We start from the raw sequence: 15422 nt of genomic DNA on the forward strand, positions 1-15422 counted from the left end.
TTAGGATTGTCCGGGCTGCCAGCCGGGTGCTGCCAGTTCGAAGGCGGCAAACTCAAAGCCCGGCGCGACGGTGCAACCGACCAGCGTCCACTCGCCCAGGCTGCGTGCCGATTGCCACCAGCCCGCCGGCACGACGATCTGCGGCCGCTCACCGGCTGCGAGATCGATGCCGAGCACCTGCTCGATCACGGCGCTGCCTTCTTCCCACATCGCCAGCGCCAGCGGGGCGCCGGCATGGAAATGCCAGACCTCGGTGGCGTCCTTGACCCGGTGCCAGGCCGAAACCTGATGCTGTTCCAGCATGAAGTAGATCGCGGTCGAATGGCCGCGCGCACCGCCGGCGCCATCGCGAAAGGTCTCGGCGTACCAGCCGCCTTCCGGATGCGGTTTCAGACCGAGCGTCGCGATGATTTCGGCTGAGCTGTTCATTTGTTCCAGGTAGTCCCGTTCAGAAATTGTCCTTGCGCTTGCGGATCTCGGCAAACACCTCGGCGTCCGAAGCTCTCTCCAGCCCGAGATGCTTGCGGATCGCCGGATCGTGCCAGCGCAGGAAGGGATTGGTCGACAGCTCCTCGCCGATCGTCGTCGGCAGCGTCGGCTTGTTGTCGGTCCGCAGCGCCTCGATCCTGGCGGCGCGTTCCTTCAGCGCCGAATTGGTAGGGTCGACGGTCAGCGCGAAACGGGCGTTGGCGAGCGTGTATTCGTGGCCGCAATAGATAACTGTTTCAGCCGGAAGTGCAGCCAGCTTCTTCAGCGAATCGTACATCACCGGCGGCTTGCATTCGAACAGCCGCCCGCACCCCAGCGCAAACAGCGTGTCGGCGGTGAACGCCACATTCGACGCCGGCAAGTAGTAGGAAACGTGGCCGGCGGTGTGTCCGGGCGTGGCAATCACCTCGATCCGCTCATCGCCGAGATGAACGACGGAACCCTCTTCGACGGTTTCGTCGATGCCGGGAATCCTGGCCTTTTCCGCTTCCGGGCCGACGATGCGCAATTTGAAGCGCTCCTTCAGCGCCAGATTGGCCTCGACGTGATCGACATGGTGATGCGTGGTCAGGATCATCGTCGGCGTCCAGCCGGTGCGCTTGAGTGCGGCCAGGATCGGTGCCTCCTCGGGCGCGTCGATGATCGCGGTCTGGCCGCTTTTGGGGTCATGCACCAGCACGCCGAAATTGTCGCTGCGGCACATGAACTGTTCGATCTCGACCGGCATCGCATATCTCCATTAGAGCGCCGTGCGTCCAGTTGGACGCACAAAGGACGCTCTAACACTTTTATCTGCTGCATCGTGCTTTCCGAAATCGAAACCGATTTTCGGGCCGATGCAGGAGTCGCCGCAGACATAGGGCGCTGGCGTGCGCATGTCATCCCAGGATATTGAATGTCATTCCCTGAATGTCGGGCTCATCGAGGCCTTTTGTTGAAACCCGCCGATATCGCGGCTACATCCCTGCCATGCATTCCGACATCGTCGATCTTCGCTCCTTCTATTCGACAACGCTCGGCCGGTTCGCCGAGCGTTCGATCACCATGGCGTTGTCGTCGATATGGGCGGTTGTACCCAACGAGCGGCTGGTTGGTCTGGGTTACACCTTGCCCTGGCTGGAGCGCTTCGGCACCGATGCCGAGCGGGTCTTCGCCTTCATGCCGGCAACGCAAGGCGCCGTGGTGTGGCCGGCGACAGGGCCGACGGCGACGGCACTGGTCTTCGACGAGGAACTGCCGCTGGTCGATTCCTGCATCGACCGCATGCTGCTCGTCCATTCGCTCGAACATGTCGAAAACCCGCGGGAGACGCTGAACGAGATCTGGCGCGTGCTGTCGCCGGCGGGCCGGGTGGTCATCGTCGTGCCCAATCGGCGCGGTGTCTGGGCGCGCTTCGAGCACACGCCGTTCGGCAATGGCCGGCCTTTTTCGCGCGGCCAGCTTACGGAACTGCTGCGCGAGGCGAATTTCACGCCCGCCGCCTGGTCCGATGCACTGTTCTTTCCGCCATCGCGGCGCCGTTTCATGATGCGGTTCCACAATGTGCTGGAACGCGCCGGCCGGCGGCTGTGGCCGATCTTTTCCGGGGTCATCGTCGTCGAGGCACAGAAGCGGCTCTATCAAGGCGTGCCGGTCGCCCAGCGCGCCTCGCGCCGTGTCTTCGTGCCGGTGCTGTCGCCGCATGGCGCCACGCGGCTTGGCCGTCGCAATGAGGCCGGGGACACCAAGCCATCGGTTGCGCGGGTGACTGCTTCGTGATCGCGGCAACAGTGCCAGGCGTCGTTTCCCTGCCTATCTGTCGCAAGTGGACTGACAGCCCATTTGGCTGCCCATTTGAACGACGGATGCCTTCAAGCCTCTCCAACCGGTTTCAGCACTGAACGCAAGGACCTCGGCCATGGCTGATCAACCGGACAATGCCGCCGCCGCTCAACCGGTTGCCGTGGCGGTCGAAGCCAGCAGCCTGAGCGATCAGGTGGCGACGATCAGGCGGGCGCTGGCGGGATCGCCGGTTCGCAAGTGGTTGCTCTGGACATCGGTCGGTATCATGGCCGTGATCATCGCAACGTCGATCGGCCAGGTTCTGCTCAACCGCTGGAACCAGCCTTTCTACGATGCGCTCGCGCGCCGCGACATGACGGCCTTCCTGCACCAGCTTCTCGTCTTTGCGGCCATAGCCGGTGGGCTTCTGCTGCTCAACATCGGCCAGACCTGGCTCAACCAGATGATCAGGCTCAAGCTGCGCGAGGCGCTGACGCTGGACCTGATCGACCAGTGGATGCGGCCGGCGCGCGCCTTCCGGCTGGCCAATGCCGGCGCCATCGGCGTCAATCCCGACCAGCGCATGCAGCAGGACGCCGCGCATCTGTCCGACCTGTCGACCGATCTCGGCGTCGGCCTGCTGCAGTCGTGCATCCTGCTCGCGTCCTTCGTGGGCGTGCTGTGGGAGCTGTCCTCGGGCTTCGTGTTCCACATCGGCGGGACGTCGCTGGCCATACCGGGCTACATGGTCTGGGCCGCCATCCTCTATGCCGGCATCGCCTCCTGGCTGAGCTGGCTGGTCGGACGCCCGCTCATCCGCCTGAACAGCGACCGCTACACACGCGAAGCCGAGCTGCGCTCCTCGATGGTGCGCGTCAACGAGAATGTCGATGCCATTGCGCTGTATCATGGCGAGGCCGATGCCAGGCGGCGGCTTGAACTCGACCTCGGCACGGTGCTGGGCGCCATGCGGCGCATCTACACCGCGCAGATCAACCTGTCCTGGGTGACCGATACCTATGGCTGGATCACCGTCGTGGCACCCATCCTGGTCGCTTCGCCGGTTTATTTCTCCGGCGATATCAGCTTTGGCGGACTGATGATGGCGGTCGGTGCCTTCAACCAGGTCCACTCGTCCCTGCGCTGGTTCATCAACAATATCGGCAGCATCGCCGATTGGCGCGCCACGCTGATGCGTGTCGCCGACTTCCGCATCGCGCTCGATGAAACCGATGTGCTGCACGACACTGAAAAGCGCATCGCGTTCGGCGAAAACGCCAATGGCAGCCTGACTTTCGAGACGCTCGAAGTGGCTTCGCCGGAGGGCTGCACCAAGCTAGCCGACCAGCATGTCGAAATCCGTCCCGGCGAGCGCGTCATGATCACCGGCGACCGGGGCGCCGGCAAGACCTTGTTCTTCCGCGCCATTGCCGGCCTGTGGCCATGGGGAAGCGGGCGGATCGGCCTGCCGGCGGGCGAAACCCCCATCTTCGTTCCGCGCGTCCCCTATTTTCCGGTCGGCACGTTGCGCGAGGTCCTCGACCACCCGAACGGAGTTGCGCCGGCGAGCGATGCCGACATTTCGGCGGTGCTTGCCGAGGTCGGTCTTGAGCGACTGTCGTCGTCGCTCGACCGCGCCGGGCGCTGGGACCACGAGCTGGGCGATGACGAACAGCGCTCGCTGGCCTTCGCCAGGCTCGCCTTGCGGCAGCCGAAATGGGTGATCATCGACGAAGCGCTGGATGCGTTCGACGGCCCGTCGCTAAGGCGCGTGCTGTCGATGCTCGAGAAGCGTTTGCCGGGGACCGCGATCCTCAACATCGGGCGCGGCCTGCACAACAATCAGTTCTTTCCGCGCGCGTTGACGATCGTCAAGGATTCCGGTGCACCGGCGCTGAAGCCCGCCCGCGTCAGAGCCGGCGCGATCGAACCGCCACCAGTCGCCGCTCGCCGCAAGACATAGGCCGATGTCGGCTTGCTGATGCCAAGCTTTATTTTGCCGTGATCGCGAGGGAAGCTGTTCGGGAGAAACAACCTTGGCGACGGCCATGCTTGATGCTCTGCGCCTGCTTGCCTGTCTTGCCTGCGCCCAGGCCGCGCCCGCCGCCTCGCCGACGGATGCGCTGGCTGTGGACGTCGAGCTGGTGCTGGCGGTCGACATCTCGCTGTCGATGGACGAGAAGGAGTTCGCCCTGCAGCGCGCCGGTTATGTCGAGGCGCTGCGGCATCCCGACTTCATCCGGGCCGTCCGCGCCGGCGCCACGGGCCGCATCGCGATCGCCTATTTCGAATGGGCCGGCACGGTGCGCGACGACGCGGTCATCGGCTGGCAGATCATCGACAGCGCCGAGAGCGCCAACAGCTTTGCCGACAAGGTCGCGGCCCGCCCGTTCCGGAGTTTCCGCGGCACCTCGATTTCCGGTGCGCTGGCCTTCGGTACCGAGCTTTTCGATCGCACTTCTTTCGAGGGCGAACGCAGTGTCATCGATATCTCCGGTGACGGTCCAAACAATATCGGGCCGCCGGTCACAGCGACGCGTGATGAGGCAATCGCCAAAGGTATAGTCATCAACGGACTGCCGATCCTGATCAGCCCGTCGCCAACCTTCAGCCATCTCGACCGGTATTATGCGCAATGCGTGACCGGAGGGCCCGGTTCCTTCGTGTTGCCGATCTACGCGGCGGCCGAATTCTCGACGGCCATCCGGCGCAAGTTGATCCTCGAAGTAAGCGGCATCCGGGACAGGATCATTCCCGTCGATGCGGCCGCGCCGATCGATTGTCTGCAAGGCGAGCGGGACAGGCGCTTCTTGTCCGATCCGTATTTCCCGGAACTCGACCGGTGAGCCTTGCCGGACTTGTCGTTGTCCCAAAACCGCCGGACACTTTTGGGCGACATGCAGTTAAGCCGGCCGGGCGCCAAACTTGTCGCGGAATTCATTGTAGAGATCGCGGCGCCAGCGCCGGCCGTGGACATAGCCGTGCATCAGCTCCGGCAGCGAGTAGCCGAGCGTTTTCGACTCGCGATTGGCCATGTAGCCGTTGAATGCCTCCGGTATCCGGCCTCTGAGGATATCGGCGATGATCTGCCGCGAGATCATGTAGGGCGGAATGTGCGGGTAGGCGCGGGCGATGTGCGGGTGTTTGCCCATCAGGTTCGCATAGGCTTCGACATAGCCGTCACGGCGGCCCGAAATCGAGTTTTCCGAATTGTATTTCGTCCAGTCGATGTCCTCGGACAAGCGCGCGCCGTAGCGACGGGCAAGCCGCAGCAGCAACTCCCGATCCTGCATCCGGGTGATGTCGCTGTCATAGCCGCCAATGCCCAGCAAGGCTTCGCGACGGGCTGATATCGCGGAGCCGGCGATGAAGATCGTCTGCGCGACGAGCGTGCGTTCCAGCATTGTCGGGCTCACGAATGCATCGCGATTGACGCAGTTGGTGGCGCGGTTGCCCTTCAGGGAGACAAAAGAGCTGATCAGCACCTGAAGTGCGGGATTGTCATCGAACCAGGCCAGGGTCCGTTCAAGCCGGTGCGGCAGGTAGACGTCGTCCGAATCGAGGAAGGTCACCACCGGCGCCCGCGCACGCTCGATGCCGGCATTGCGTGCGGCATTGGCGCCTCGCCATTTTGCGCCGACATAAATGAGCCGCGGATCCTGGATGCGGGCCAGCGCCGCCTCGGTCCCATCGGTCGACCCATCGTCAACGACAATATGCTCGAGCCTAGGCATGCCCTGGGACAGCACGCTTTCCACGGCGCGCAACACCGTCTCGCGCCGATTGTGGGTCGGCGTTATGACCGTGATGAGAGGTGTGTCTTCGATGATTCCGGCCATGTCGTGTCAGCTGTTTCCCGCGCGGGACTGCGCGTCTATCCAGCACTTTTCGATTTTAAGAACGGTCGAATGGATCGGACTTTTCCTTTCCGGTCATCATCTTCGACGCGAAGCTACAAAAAACAGCTTCCTGTGTCACCCACCGTGCCGGTACTCAACCCGCGCGAGATAACGAATTCCCGTCGTTAGCGTTCCAATTGCAACAGCACTGCCGCGCAGACTCGCGAATCACCATGGAAGCGATTCGCCGTGACAGGATAGCATGCACTCCATTACCTCAGACGTAATCGCTTTGCGCTCGGCATTTGGTCAGATTGCCCTTGCGAGGCCGGCAACTCGGCTTCGATGACAGGGAGTACAGTCATGACTGCCTACGCCGTTGCCCATATGCGCCATGCCACGATGGGTCCGCAGATCATCGAATATCTGCACAGGATCGATGCCACGCTGGAGCCTTTCGGCGGCCGTTTTCTGGTTCATGGCGGCGATGTGGAGGTGATCGAGAACGACTGGCCGGGCCACCTGATCATCATCGAATTTCCCGACCGGCAGCACGTGCATAGCTGGTACAATTCGCCGGCCTACCAGGCGATACTGGCGCTGCGCACGGACAATTCGGAGGCCGATGTGGTGTTCGCCGACGGCGTCGAACATCCGCACAAGGCGACGGATGTCCTGGAATAGCGGGTGGCTACTATCGCTTCAGCAAGAACACTGCCTGCTGGCCGAAGAAATTCCAGAACCACCACGGCATCGACAGGCCGATCTTCTTGCCATTGGCGTCGAGCGCCGTCGCCTTCTCCACGGTCGCGCCGAGTTCGTCGCACAGATTGACGAAATCGCGGATGGTGCAGAAGTGGATATTGGGCGTGTCGTACCAGGAATAGGGCAGGTCCTTGGTCACCGGCATGCGTCCCTGGATGAACAGCGACAGGCGCACCCGCCAATGGCCGAAATTGGGGAAGGAGACGATGGCGCGGTTGCCGATCCTGAGCAGTTCGTCGAGCACCAGCTTCGGGTTGCGGGTGGCCTGCAGCGTCTGCGACAGGACGACGAAGTCAAAACCCTTGTCGGGATAGAATTCGAGATCCTTGTCGGCGTCGCCCTGGATGACCGAGAGGCCGCGCGCCACGCATTCGTTGACGCCGCGCTGCGACAGCTCGAGTCCACGGCCGTCGACCTGCTTGGTGTCCTGCAGCAGTTCGAGCAGCGAGCCGTCGCCCGAACCGACGTCGAGCACGCGCGACTGCGGCGGGATGAGGTTGGCGACGACCTCGAGGTCGACGCGCTGGTCGCGGTTGACACTCATGGCTTCGCCTCCTGCCTGGCGCATGATCCCGATCCGAAAAGTCTGCAATTTTTCGGGGTCATGCGCTGAGCCCTCTCGCCCGTGCGGCCGAGCCGATGAAGCCGTTGATGGCGGCAAACAGTTCCGGCTCATCGAGCAGGAAGGCATCGTGGCCACGGTCGGTCTCGATCTCGACGAAGGATACCGACGCGCCGGCCGCGTTGAGCGCATGCACGATCGAGCGGCTCTCCTCGGTCGGGAACAGCCAGTCCGAGGTGAAGGACACCAGGCAGAAGCGGGTTTTCGTGCCGGCGAAGGCATCGGCCAACCGGCCGCCATGGTCGGCGGCGAGGTCGAAATAGTCCATCGACCGCGTCATGTAGAGGTAGGAATTGGCGTCGAAGCGGTCGACGAAGGTCATGCCCTGGTGGCGCAGATAGCTTTCGATCTGGAAGTCGGCGTCGAAGCCGAACGTCAGGTGGTCGCGGTCCTGCAAATTGCGGCCAAATTTGCGGTGCAAGGCGGCTTCCGACAGATAGGTAATATGGGCGGCCATGCGCGCCACCGCCAGGCCCTTTTCCGGGCGTTTGCCGTGCTCGAAATATTTGCCGCCATGCCAGTCCGGATCGGCCATGACGGCCTGTCGACCGACCTCGTGGAAGGCGATGTTCTGCGAGGAATGGCGCGCGCCGGTGGCGATCGGCAGCGCCGAGAAGACGCGCTCTGGATAGCTCGACGCCCATTCCAGCACCTGCATGCCGCCCATCGAGCCGCCGAGCACGCAAAACAGTTTCTCGATGCCGAAATGGTCGATCAGCATCTGCTGCGCGCGCACCATGTCGCGGATGGTGATGATCGGCAGGTCGAGCCCATAGGGTTTGCCGGTGGCGGGATTGGTGGAGGCCGGTCCGGTGGACCCCAGACAACCGCCGATGACGTTGGAGCAGATGACGAAGAAGCGGTTGGTGTCGATGATCGTGCCGGGGCCGATCAGCACCTCCCACCAGCCCGGCTTGCCGGTCACCGGATTGGTGCTGGCGACGTGCTGGTCGCCCGTCAGTGCGTGGCAGACGAGGATGGCGTTGGAGCGAGCGTCGTTCAGCGTGCCGTAGGTCTGGTAGGCGATCTGGAACGGCGACAGCAGCGTGCCGGCGTCCAGTTTGAGCGGCTTGTCGGAGCCAAAACGCAAAACCGGGCTCGACGGCTGGTCGGCCTCGTTGTTGGTTTTGCGGGCGCGCAGAACGGCCATGACATCCATCTCACACTTTGAATCCACGGCACCGTGCTTTTCGAAAATCGATGCCGATGCGGGTGTCCGGCCGGCGCGGACAACAAAAAACCGGCATTGCAGTCGCAAAGCCGGTTACAGGATGCAAACGGCCCTTTAGCAAGTTGTTTAACGTGGCTGCAAGCCGACCGGCCAAATCACCACGGAAGTTCGCACCCCTTCTAGGGCTGTGGCGCGCCGGCGTCAACGGCCAGCCTTGGTCCAGAGCGGGGTCTCCTCTCGACATTGCGGGCCGTGGCTTGTATTTCCGCTGCGGCTTCCCTCAGGAAGCGTTCTCGACGGATTTTGCGACATGAGCCAGACACCGGACAAGGTACGTCCAACCCCGCGCACGGGCATTATGGACATCGACGCCTATGTGCCGGGCAAGAGCGCGGCGCCTGCCGGCGTCGCCAAGGTCTACAAGCTTTCGGCGAACGAGAATCCGCTTGGTCCCTCGCCAAAGGCGATCGAAGCCGCGCGCGAGATTGCCGGCAAGCTCGACATCTATCCCGACGGCACCGCCAGGCGGCTGCGCGAGGCAATTGCGGAGGTGCATGGCCTCAACCCCGCGAACATCATCTGTTCCAACGGTTCCGACGAGATCCTCGGCCTGCTGGCGCAGACCTATCTGGCGCCCGGCGATGAGGCCGTCATCACCGAACACGCCTTCATGGTCTACAAGATCTACATCCAGTCGGCGGGTGCCGTTCCGGTGACGATCAAGGAAACAGACGAGCGCGCCGATATCGACGCCATCCTGGCAGCCGTCACGCCGCGTACGAAGATCGTGTTCCTGGCCAATCCCAACAACCCGACCGGCACCTATGTGCCGTTCCAGGAGGTGCGCCGGCTGCATGCCGGCCTGCCCAGGCATGTGCTTCTGGTGCTCGACGCGGCCTATGCCGAATATGTCCGCCGCAACGATTACGAAGCCGGCATCGAGCTTGTCGGTGCTGCCCAGAACGTGGTGATGACCCGAACCTTCTCCAAGATCGGCCTCGGCGGCGCGCGGATCGGCTGGATGTATGCGCCGATGCACATCGTCGATGCCATCAACCGCGTGCGGGGACCCTTCAACGTCAATGCGACGGCGATCGAGGCCGGCATCGCCGCGATCCGCGACCGCGCCCATGTCGAGCGCAGCGTGGCGCACAACGAAACCTGGCTGGCCTGGCTGAGTGAACAGATGATCGGGCTTGGTTTGCGGGTGACGCCGAGCGTCGGCAATTTCATCCTCATTCATTTTCCCGAGGACAAGAAACATTCCGCGGCGGCGGCGGACGACTATCTGATGGCGCGCGGCTATATATTGCGGCGCGTTTCCGGCTATGGCTTTCCCAACGCGCTGCGCATGACCGTCGGCACCGAAGAGGCCAATCGCGGCGTTGTCGCCGCTCTCACGACATTCCTGAAAAGCTAGAACACCATGACATCACCGATGTTTGAAAAGATCGCGCTGGTCGGCATCGGCCTGATCGGCTCGTCGCTGGCCCGCGTCATCCGCCGCGAGGGCCTGGCTGGTCACGTCGCCATCTCGACCCGCAGTGCCGCGACGCTGGCGCGGGCCGAGGAGCTTGGGCTGGGTGATTCCTACACCACCGATGCGAAAGAGGCGGTCCGCGATGCGGATCTGGTCATTGTCTCGGTGCCGGTCGGCTCATCCGGCGCGGTGGCCGAGGAAATCGCGCCGGCGCTGAAGCCGGGCGCGATCCTCACCGATGTCGGCTCGACCAAGGCATCGGTGATCGCGCAGATGCAGCCTTATGTGCCAGCCGGCGTCCATTTCATTCCCGGCCACCCGCTGGCCGGCACCGAAAAATCCGGCCCCGATGCCGGTTTCGCCGATCTGTTCGACAATCGCTGGTGCATCTTCACGCCGCTGCCCGACACCGACCCGGACGCGCTGGAACGGCTGTCGGAATTCTGGCGCCGCTGCGGCGCCAACATCGACACCATGGATCCTCAGCATCACGACATGACGCTGGCCATCGTCTCGCATTTGCCGCACATCATCGCCTACAACATCGTCGGCACCGCCGATGATCTGCAGTCGGTGACCAAGTCCGAGGTGATCAAATATTCGGCTTCGGGCTTCCGCGATTTCACCCGTCTTGCCGCTTCCGACCCGACCATGTGGCGGGATGTGTGCCTGCACAACAAGGACGCCATCCTCGAAATGCTGGCGCGGTTCTCGGAAGACCTGGCGTCGCTGCAACGCGCGATCCGCTGGGGCGACGGCGAGAAACTCTTCGACCTGTTCACCCGCACCCGCGCCGTGCGTCGCTCGATCATCGAGGCCGGCCAGGACATCGACGTGCCAGACTTTGGCCGCCAGGCGGTCGAACACCCAGCGAAAACGTAGGCTGTTTCAGACTGGCCAGGTCGCGGCAACCATGGCCAGCGTCTCGGCCCTATCCGGCGCGCCCAGCCTGCCGCCGAAGCGCAGGCATTTGAGCGCGGCGGCCGCACTGGCAAACCGCAAAGCCTGCTCGACCGGCATGGCTTCCGCCAGCCCGACGGCGAAGGCGCCGTGAAAGACATCGCCGGCGGCCAATGTGTCGACCGCTTTGATTCTCGGCGCCGCGACATGGCGCACACAGCCTGCGGAACGGTCGTGCCACCAACTGCCCGCCGCGCCGCCGGTCACCGCGACAAAGGCGTCGGTGCGGCTGGCGAGATCGGCGCAAGCCGTTTCCGGATCGAGCGCCTGGCCGCAGACGATGCGCGTTGCCGGCTCCGAAGCGACGATGTGCGTGGCGAGCGGCAACAGCTGCTCCAGGGCCTCCAGCGGCGCGGTGTCGGCATCGAGGATAGCCGGCCGGCCCATGGTGCGCGCGGCCTTCAGGGCAAGTGCTGCTGCACCCGGCCAGCGGACATCGACCAGTACGGCATCGAATGCCATGAGGTCGGCGACCGGCAAGGCCTCGGGATCGGCCTGCGCAAGCCTGTCATAGAAAGGCACGATGATGCGCTCGCCATGCGCGTCGACCAAGATCGAGGCCAGCGCCGAGCGGGCGCCTCTGACGCGGCGCACAAAGGTGCAATCAACGCCTTCGGCCTCGATGCCGGCGATGAGCTGGTCGGCGACGGCATCGTCGCCGGCACTCGCCCACAGCGACACCTCTGCGCCCAGGCGGTGGGCGGCGCAGGCAGCGCTCGTGGCCATGCCCGAGGCGATCTGGACGCCGTCGGAGGCGATGAACTTGCCCTGATGCAAGGGCAGTGACTCGACACGCAGGATGGTGTCCAGCGTCAGTGCGCCAACACTCAGCAACCTCACGGGTCTTGCCATCGCAGCGCTATTCCACCGGCTTGATCTTGCCCAGCGGAATGAAGCCGAGCGAGGCCTTGCCCTTGACCACCTTCAGCGGCATCGACGGTTCGTTGCCGAGCACCGCCAGGGCAGCAAAGCCCTGCTCAATCTGGCTTTTCTGTTCGGGTATGGCGGCGCCGAGGATGGCCGCCACCGCCTTCGGGTCCTTCAGCCTGATCATCAGATCGGCATTGATAAGGCCTTCGGCATCGACCGACAGCGGGCCCGAAACGGTGATACGCGCCGTGCCTGACGACAGGTCGAGGTTGCGGATTTCGATCGCCTGGCCGCGCAGGCTCTTCACTTGCGCGCCGATCAGCGCGACGCCGTTCTTCAGCGTGACGTCGCCGCTGGCGTCGAGCGCCGGCAGCACGCGCCCGCCGATCGCATCGGGATCGATCTCGAGATCGCCAAAACTGCCGACATAGTCGATATCCCCACCGTTCGGCTGCAACTGACCTGATGCCTTGCCGGCGCTGAACAGTTGCACCGGATCGGTGTCGTCGGCCGGATCGGTCTGGCCGGACAGGCCGTCCGCCTCCAGAGAAATCCGCCGCGGCAACGGCCACCACAATTTGACGTTGGCCTGCAGATTGTCCCAGTCGATCCAGAGCGGCACCATGTCCGGAACGGAGGTCCTGAGCGGACCGCGCAGATTGGCCACCGGTGACAGAGGCTGGATGATCTGGGCGGCCGCGTTGAAGCTGCCGGCCGAAGCGGCGATGTTCCTGGCGTCGTCCTCGTAGGCCAGGTTGTCGCAGGAGACGGTAAAGCTCAGGGGATAGCCGCTGACCTGGAGGTTGGCGCAACCGGCCTCGACGCCAGTCTTGTTTAGCATGGCGACCGCCTTGTCGGCCTCGCTCCTCACCCGGTCAGCCAGATAGAACCAGCCACCGCTGTAGATGGCAAACAGCACGACGATGAACGCTGCGAGCCAGAACAGGCGGCGACGGTTGTTGCTCGGCTGGCGTTCGTCACTTGACGTCATGCTTTGGCTCTCTTTAACGCATGGATGTTGCGGACGGACAGTCGATTCCGCCAACAACAGGTAGACAGAGACGGATAGGTAGACAGAGACGGGCGGAAAAAACACCGATTCCCTGTGGTGCCGCCACTCTTTTGCAATCAGGCGCGGCGATATGGGCGATTTTTGGGTGTTTGGCTATGGGTCGCTGATCTGGCGGCCGGGTTTCGCGCATGTCGAGACGCAGCGCGCCCGCCTGCATGGCTACCGCCGGTCCCTCTGCGTCTATTCCTTCGTGCATCGCGGCACGCGCGAGCGACCGGGACTGGTGCTCGGCCTCGACCGCGGCGGCTCCTGCATCGGCTTGGCGTTCCGCGTTCCCGGCGACTTGCGCGACGAGGTCATCACCTATCTGCGCGAGCGCGAGCTGGTCACATCAGTCTATCTTGAGCGCATGCTCAAAATTCGCCTCGACGGCGGCGGAACGGTCGATGCGGTGGCCTACATCGTAGACCGCCAGCACGAGCAATATGCCGGCGCGCTCGACGCGGCGGATGCGGCGGCCGTGGTGCGCGGCGCGGTCGGCCAGTCCGGCAACAACGAGGACTACGTGCTCAGCACGCTGGAGCATCTCAAGGCGCTGGGCATCCGCGACCACTGGCTGGAGGATGTCGCCAGGCAGGTCGCGCCTTTGTGAAGCTGGCTCTGCGGAAAAAGGCGGCCAGGCCTTTGACCTCGATCAGGCAAGACCTAGGTTAGGCTCCGAACCTCAGCCCGCGGGCGTCCTTCGCCCGCCCCAGTCATCCCGGAGATCCGCCTTGCAGAAACGCCGTCTCGGTCGCACCGACCTGTCCATCGCGCCGCTGGTTCTGGGCGGCAACGTCTTCGGCTGGACCGCCGACGAGAAAACCTCGTTCGACCTGCTCGACCGTTTCGTCGGCGCCGGCCTCAACGCCATCGACACGGCGGACGCTTATTCGCGCTGGGTCTCCGGCCACAAGGGCGGTGAGTCGGAAACCATCATCGGCAAGTGGATGAAAGACCGTGGCAATCGCGACAAGGTCGTGGTGATCACCAAGGTCGGTTCGGATATGGGGCAGGGGCACAAGGACCTGTCTGCCGCATACATCGAAAAGGCCGTCGACGCATCGCTGAAGCGGCTCCGGACCGATGTCATCGACCTCTATCTGTCGCACTGGCCAGACCCGACGACGCCCTATGAGGAAACGCTCGGCGCCTACGAGAAGCTGCTCGCCAAGGGCAAGATCCGCTATGCCGGCTGCTCGAACCTCGACGCCGGTCAGTTGCGTGCCGCGCTCGATGTGGCGAGCCTGCGCAGCCTGCCGCGCTACGAGGTTCTGCAGCCGGAATACAATCTCTACGATCGCTCGTCCTTCGACGGACCGTTGCACGATCTGTGCGTGGCCGAGGGCATCGGCGTCATCACCTATTTCAGCCTGGCCAAGGGTTTTCTCAGCGGCAAATACCGCAGCGAGGCCGATCTCGGTCAAAGCCCGCGTGGCGGCGGGGTGAAGGACTACCTCAATGCGCGCGGCATGCGCATCCTTGCAGCACTCGACGCGGTTTCATCAAGGCATTCGGTCAAGCAGGCCGAGGTGGCGCTTGCCTGGGTTATCGCACGGCCAGGCGTCACTGCGCCGATCGCTAGCGCCACCAAGCCCGAGCAGATGGACAGCCTGATCAAGGCGGCGTCGCTGAAGCTGAGCGCCGCCGACATGGCCGAACTCGACAGAGCGAGCGGCTGACGTTTTCGGCGGCCGCTCCTCGCACGAACGTCCAAGACGATCCTCTCGTCTTGCCATACCGTCCCTTTGCACGGGGCAAGGCAGAGGGTGAGATGACTGAGCCGCTTCTTTCGCAGCCGGACCTTTGGCGTCAGCTGCTCACGCTGGTGCTTGCCTCCGCCGTCGTCATGGGCAGCCCGGGACCGGCAACGATAAGCGTCACCGCCGTTGGGGCGGCCTTCGGTTTGCGCCCCTCGCTGGGCTATGCCTGGGGGATCATCCTGGGCACGATCGCCGTGCTGTTGGTCGTCGCGACCGGGGTCATGGCGGTGCTCACGTCGGTGCCGAAGCTGGCGCCGTTGCTGGCTGTCGCGTCCGCCGCCTACATCCTCTATCTCGCCTTCAAGATCGCCACGGCGCCACCGCTGGCTGCGCGCGCCACCGAAGCTTCGCGTCCAACATGGCTGGCTGGGTTTCTTCTCGCGGTCGCCAATCCAAAGGCCTATGTGGCGATCGCCGCCGTGTTCGCCGGTGCTTCGTCGAAACAGGGCACCGCTGAGCTTGGTCCATGGCTGAAGCTGGCGGTTCTTGCCCTGATGATCGTTGCCATCCACGCTCTTTGGCTTGTCGCCGGGGCAGCTTTCGCGCGCTTCCTGCGCCGACCGGCGGCATCGCGGATCATCAATCTGGTCTTTGCCGCGACGCTGGTGTTGACCACCGCGCTGGCCGTGTTCGACTGAGAGCTGCCGGCCG

The 15422-nt window shown here is 63.9% G+C and carries 16 protein-coding genes and 1 riboswitch; of the genes, 9 read left to right on the forward strand and 7 right to left on the reverse strand.

Annotated features, from left to right (window positions below):
- Together ACZ89F_RS36170 and gloB are read right to left on the reverse strand one after the other, a co-directional pair.
- Nucleotides 1-429, reverse strand: coding sequence for a cupin domain-containing protein (locus ACZ89F_RS36170; RefSeq protein WP_476097048.1), 429 nt, complete (start codon nucleotides 427-429; stop codon nucleotides 1-3).
- Nucleotides 430-448: 19 nt separating this feature from the next.
- Nucleotides 449-1216, reverse strand: a complete 768-nt coding sequence (gene gloB / locus ACZ89F_RS36175) for a hydroxyacylglutathione hydrolase (protein ID WP_476097049.1) — start codon at nucleotides 1214-1216, stop codon at nucleotides 449-451.
- Nucleotides 1217-1458: 242 nt separating this feature from the next.
- Between gloB and ACZ89F_RS36180 the strand changes: the two genes are divergently transcribed.
- From ACZ89F_RS36180 to ACZ89F_RS36190, 3 genes are all read left to right on the forward strand, one after another.
- Nucleotides 1459-2247 (forward strand): class I SAM-dependent methyltransferase, encoded by a 789-nt coding sequence (locus ACZ89F_RS36180; RefSeq protein WP_476097051.1) that lies wholly within the window; start codon nucleotides 1459-1461, stop codon nucleotides 2245-2247.
- Nucleotides 2248-2386: 139 nt separating this feature from the next.
- A complete protein-coding gene (locus tag ACZ89F_RS36185; RefSeq protein WP_476097053.1) occupies nucleotides 2387-4213 on the forward strand; it encodes an ABC transporter ATP-binding protein/permease in 1827 nt (608 codons plus the stop codon).
- Nucleotides 4214-4298: 85 nt separating this feature from the next.
- On the forward strand, nucleotides 4299-5096 hold the full coding sequence (locus ACZ89F_RS36190; protein ID WP_476097055.1) for a DUF1194 domain-containing protein: 798 nt from the start codon (nucleotides 4299-4301) through the stop codon (nucleotides 5094-5096).
- A gap of 57 nt (nucleotides 5097-5153) precedes the next feature.
- Here ACZ89F_RS36190 and ACZ89F_RS36195 read toward each other — a convergent pair whose 3' ends face one another.
- On the reverse strand, nucleotides 5154-6089 hold the full coding sequence (locus ACZ89F_RS36195; RefSeq protein ID WP_476097056.1) for a glycosyltransferase family 2 protein: 936 nt from the start codon (nucleotides 6087-6089) through the stop codon (nucleotides 5154-5156).
- Nucleotides 6090-6452: 363 nt separating this feature from the next.
- Between ACZ89F_RS36195 and ACZ89F_RS36200 the strand changes: the two genes are divergently transcribed.
- Complete coding sequence (locus tag ACZ89F_RS36200; RefSeq protein ID WP_476097058.1) at nucleotides 6453-6773, forward strand: DUF1330 domain-containing protein; 321 nt, start codon at nucleotides 6453-6455, stop codon at nucleotides 6771-6773.
- A 10-nt stretch (nucleotides 6774-6783) separates the two neighbouring features.
- Here the strand turns inward: ACZ89F_RS36200 and metW are convergent, their stop codons facing one another.
- Together metW and metX are read right to left on the reverse strand one after the other, a co-directional pair.
- On the reverse strand, nucleotides 6784-7398 hold the full coding sequence (gene metW, locus ACZ89F_RS36205) for a methionine biosynthesis protein MetW (RefSeq protein ID WP_476097060.1): 615 nt from the start codon (nucleotides 7396-7398) through the stop codon (nucleotides 6784-6786).
- 58 nt (nucleotides 7399-7456) lie between these two features.
- A complete protein-coding gene (gene metX / locus ACZ89F_RS36210; RefSeq protein ID WP_476097062.1) occupies nucleotides 7457-8626 on the reverse strand; it encodes a homoserine O-acetyltransferase MetX in 1170 nt (389 codons plus the stop codon).
- A gap of 115 nt (nucleotides 8627-8741) precedes the next feature.
- A riboswitch (SAM riboswitch) is annotated at nucleotides 8742-8819 on the reverse strand.
- Nucleotides 8820-8957: 138 nt separating this feature from the next.
- On the opposite strand from metX, the gene hisC reads away from it, so the two are divergent.
- Together hisC and ACZ89F_RS36220 are read left to right on the forward strand one after the other, a co-directional pair.
- Nucleotides 8958-10067 carry a histidinol-phosphate transaminase gene (hisC, locus tag ACZ89F_RS36215; protein WP_476097063.1) on the forward strand — a complete coding sequence of 370 codons (1110 nt, stop codon included), beginning with the start codon at nucleotides 8958-8960 and terminating at the stop codon, nucleotides 10065-10067.
- A 6-nt stretch (nucleotides 10068-10073) separates the two neighbouring features.
- Entirely contained in the window at nucleotides 10074-11009 is a 936-nt protein-coding gene (locus tag ACZ89F_RS36220) for a prephenate/arogenate dehydrogenase family protein (protein ID WP_476097065.1), read from the forward strand.
- Nucleotides 11010-11015: 6 nt separating this feature from the next.
- On the opposite strand, the gene ACZ89F_RS36225 is transcribed toward ACZ89F_RS36220, so the two are convergent.
- Nucleotides 11016-11939 carry a sugar kinase gene (locus ACZ89F_RS36225; RefSeq protein ID WP_476097066.1) on the reverse strand — a complete coding sequence of 308 codons (924 nt, stop codon included), beginning with the start codon at nucleotides 11937-11939 and terminating at the stop codon, nucleotides 11016-11018.
- A 7-nt stretch (nucleotides 11940-11946) separates the two neighbouring features.
- A complete protein-coding gene (locus ACZ89F_RS36230; RefSeq protein ID WP_476097068.1) occupies nucleotides 11947-12948 on the reverse strand; it encodes a DUF2125 domain-containing protein in 1002 nt (333 codons plus the stop codon).
- 151 nt (nucleotides 12949-13099) lie between these two features.
- Between ACZ89F_RS36230 and ACZ89F_RS36235 the strand changes: the two genes are divergently transcribed.
- The 3 genes from ACZ89F_RS36235 to ACZ89F_RS36245 all read left to right on the forward strand — a co-directional run bounded on the left by ACZ89F_RS36235 (nucleotide 13100) and on the right by ACZ89F_RS36245 (nucleotide 15409).
- The gene (locus ACZ89F_RS36235) at nucleotides 13100-13621 is read left to right on the forward strand and encodes a gamma-glutamylcyclotransferase (RefSeq protein ID WP_476097070.1); all 522 of its coding nucleotides are present in this window, start codon (nucleotides 13100-13102) and stop codon (nucleotides 13619-13621) included.
- A 121-nt stretch (nucleotides 13622-13742) separates the two neighbouring features.
- A complete protein-coding gene (locus ACZ89F_RS36240) occupies nucleotides 13743-14690 on the forward strand; it encodes an aldo/keto reductase (RefSeq protein WP_476097071.1) in 948 nt (315 codons plus the stop codon).
- A gap of 92 nt (nucleotides 14691-14782) precedes the next feature.
- Entirely contained in the window at nucleotides 14783-15409 is a 627-nt protein-coding gene (locus tag ACZ89F_RS36245; protein ID WP_476097073.1) for a LysE family translocator, read from the forward strand.
- Nucleotides 15410-15422: the final 13 nt, after the last annotated feature.

The sequence above is a fragment of the Mesorhizobium sp. USDA 3734 genome (genome assembly GCF_056279665.1).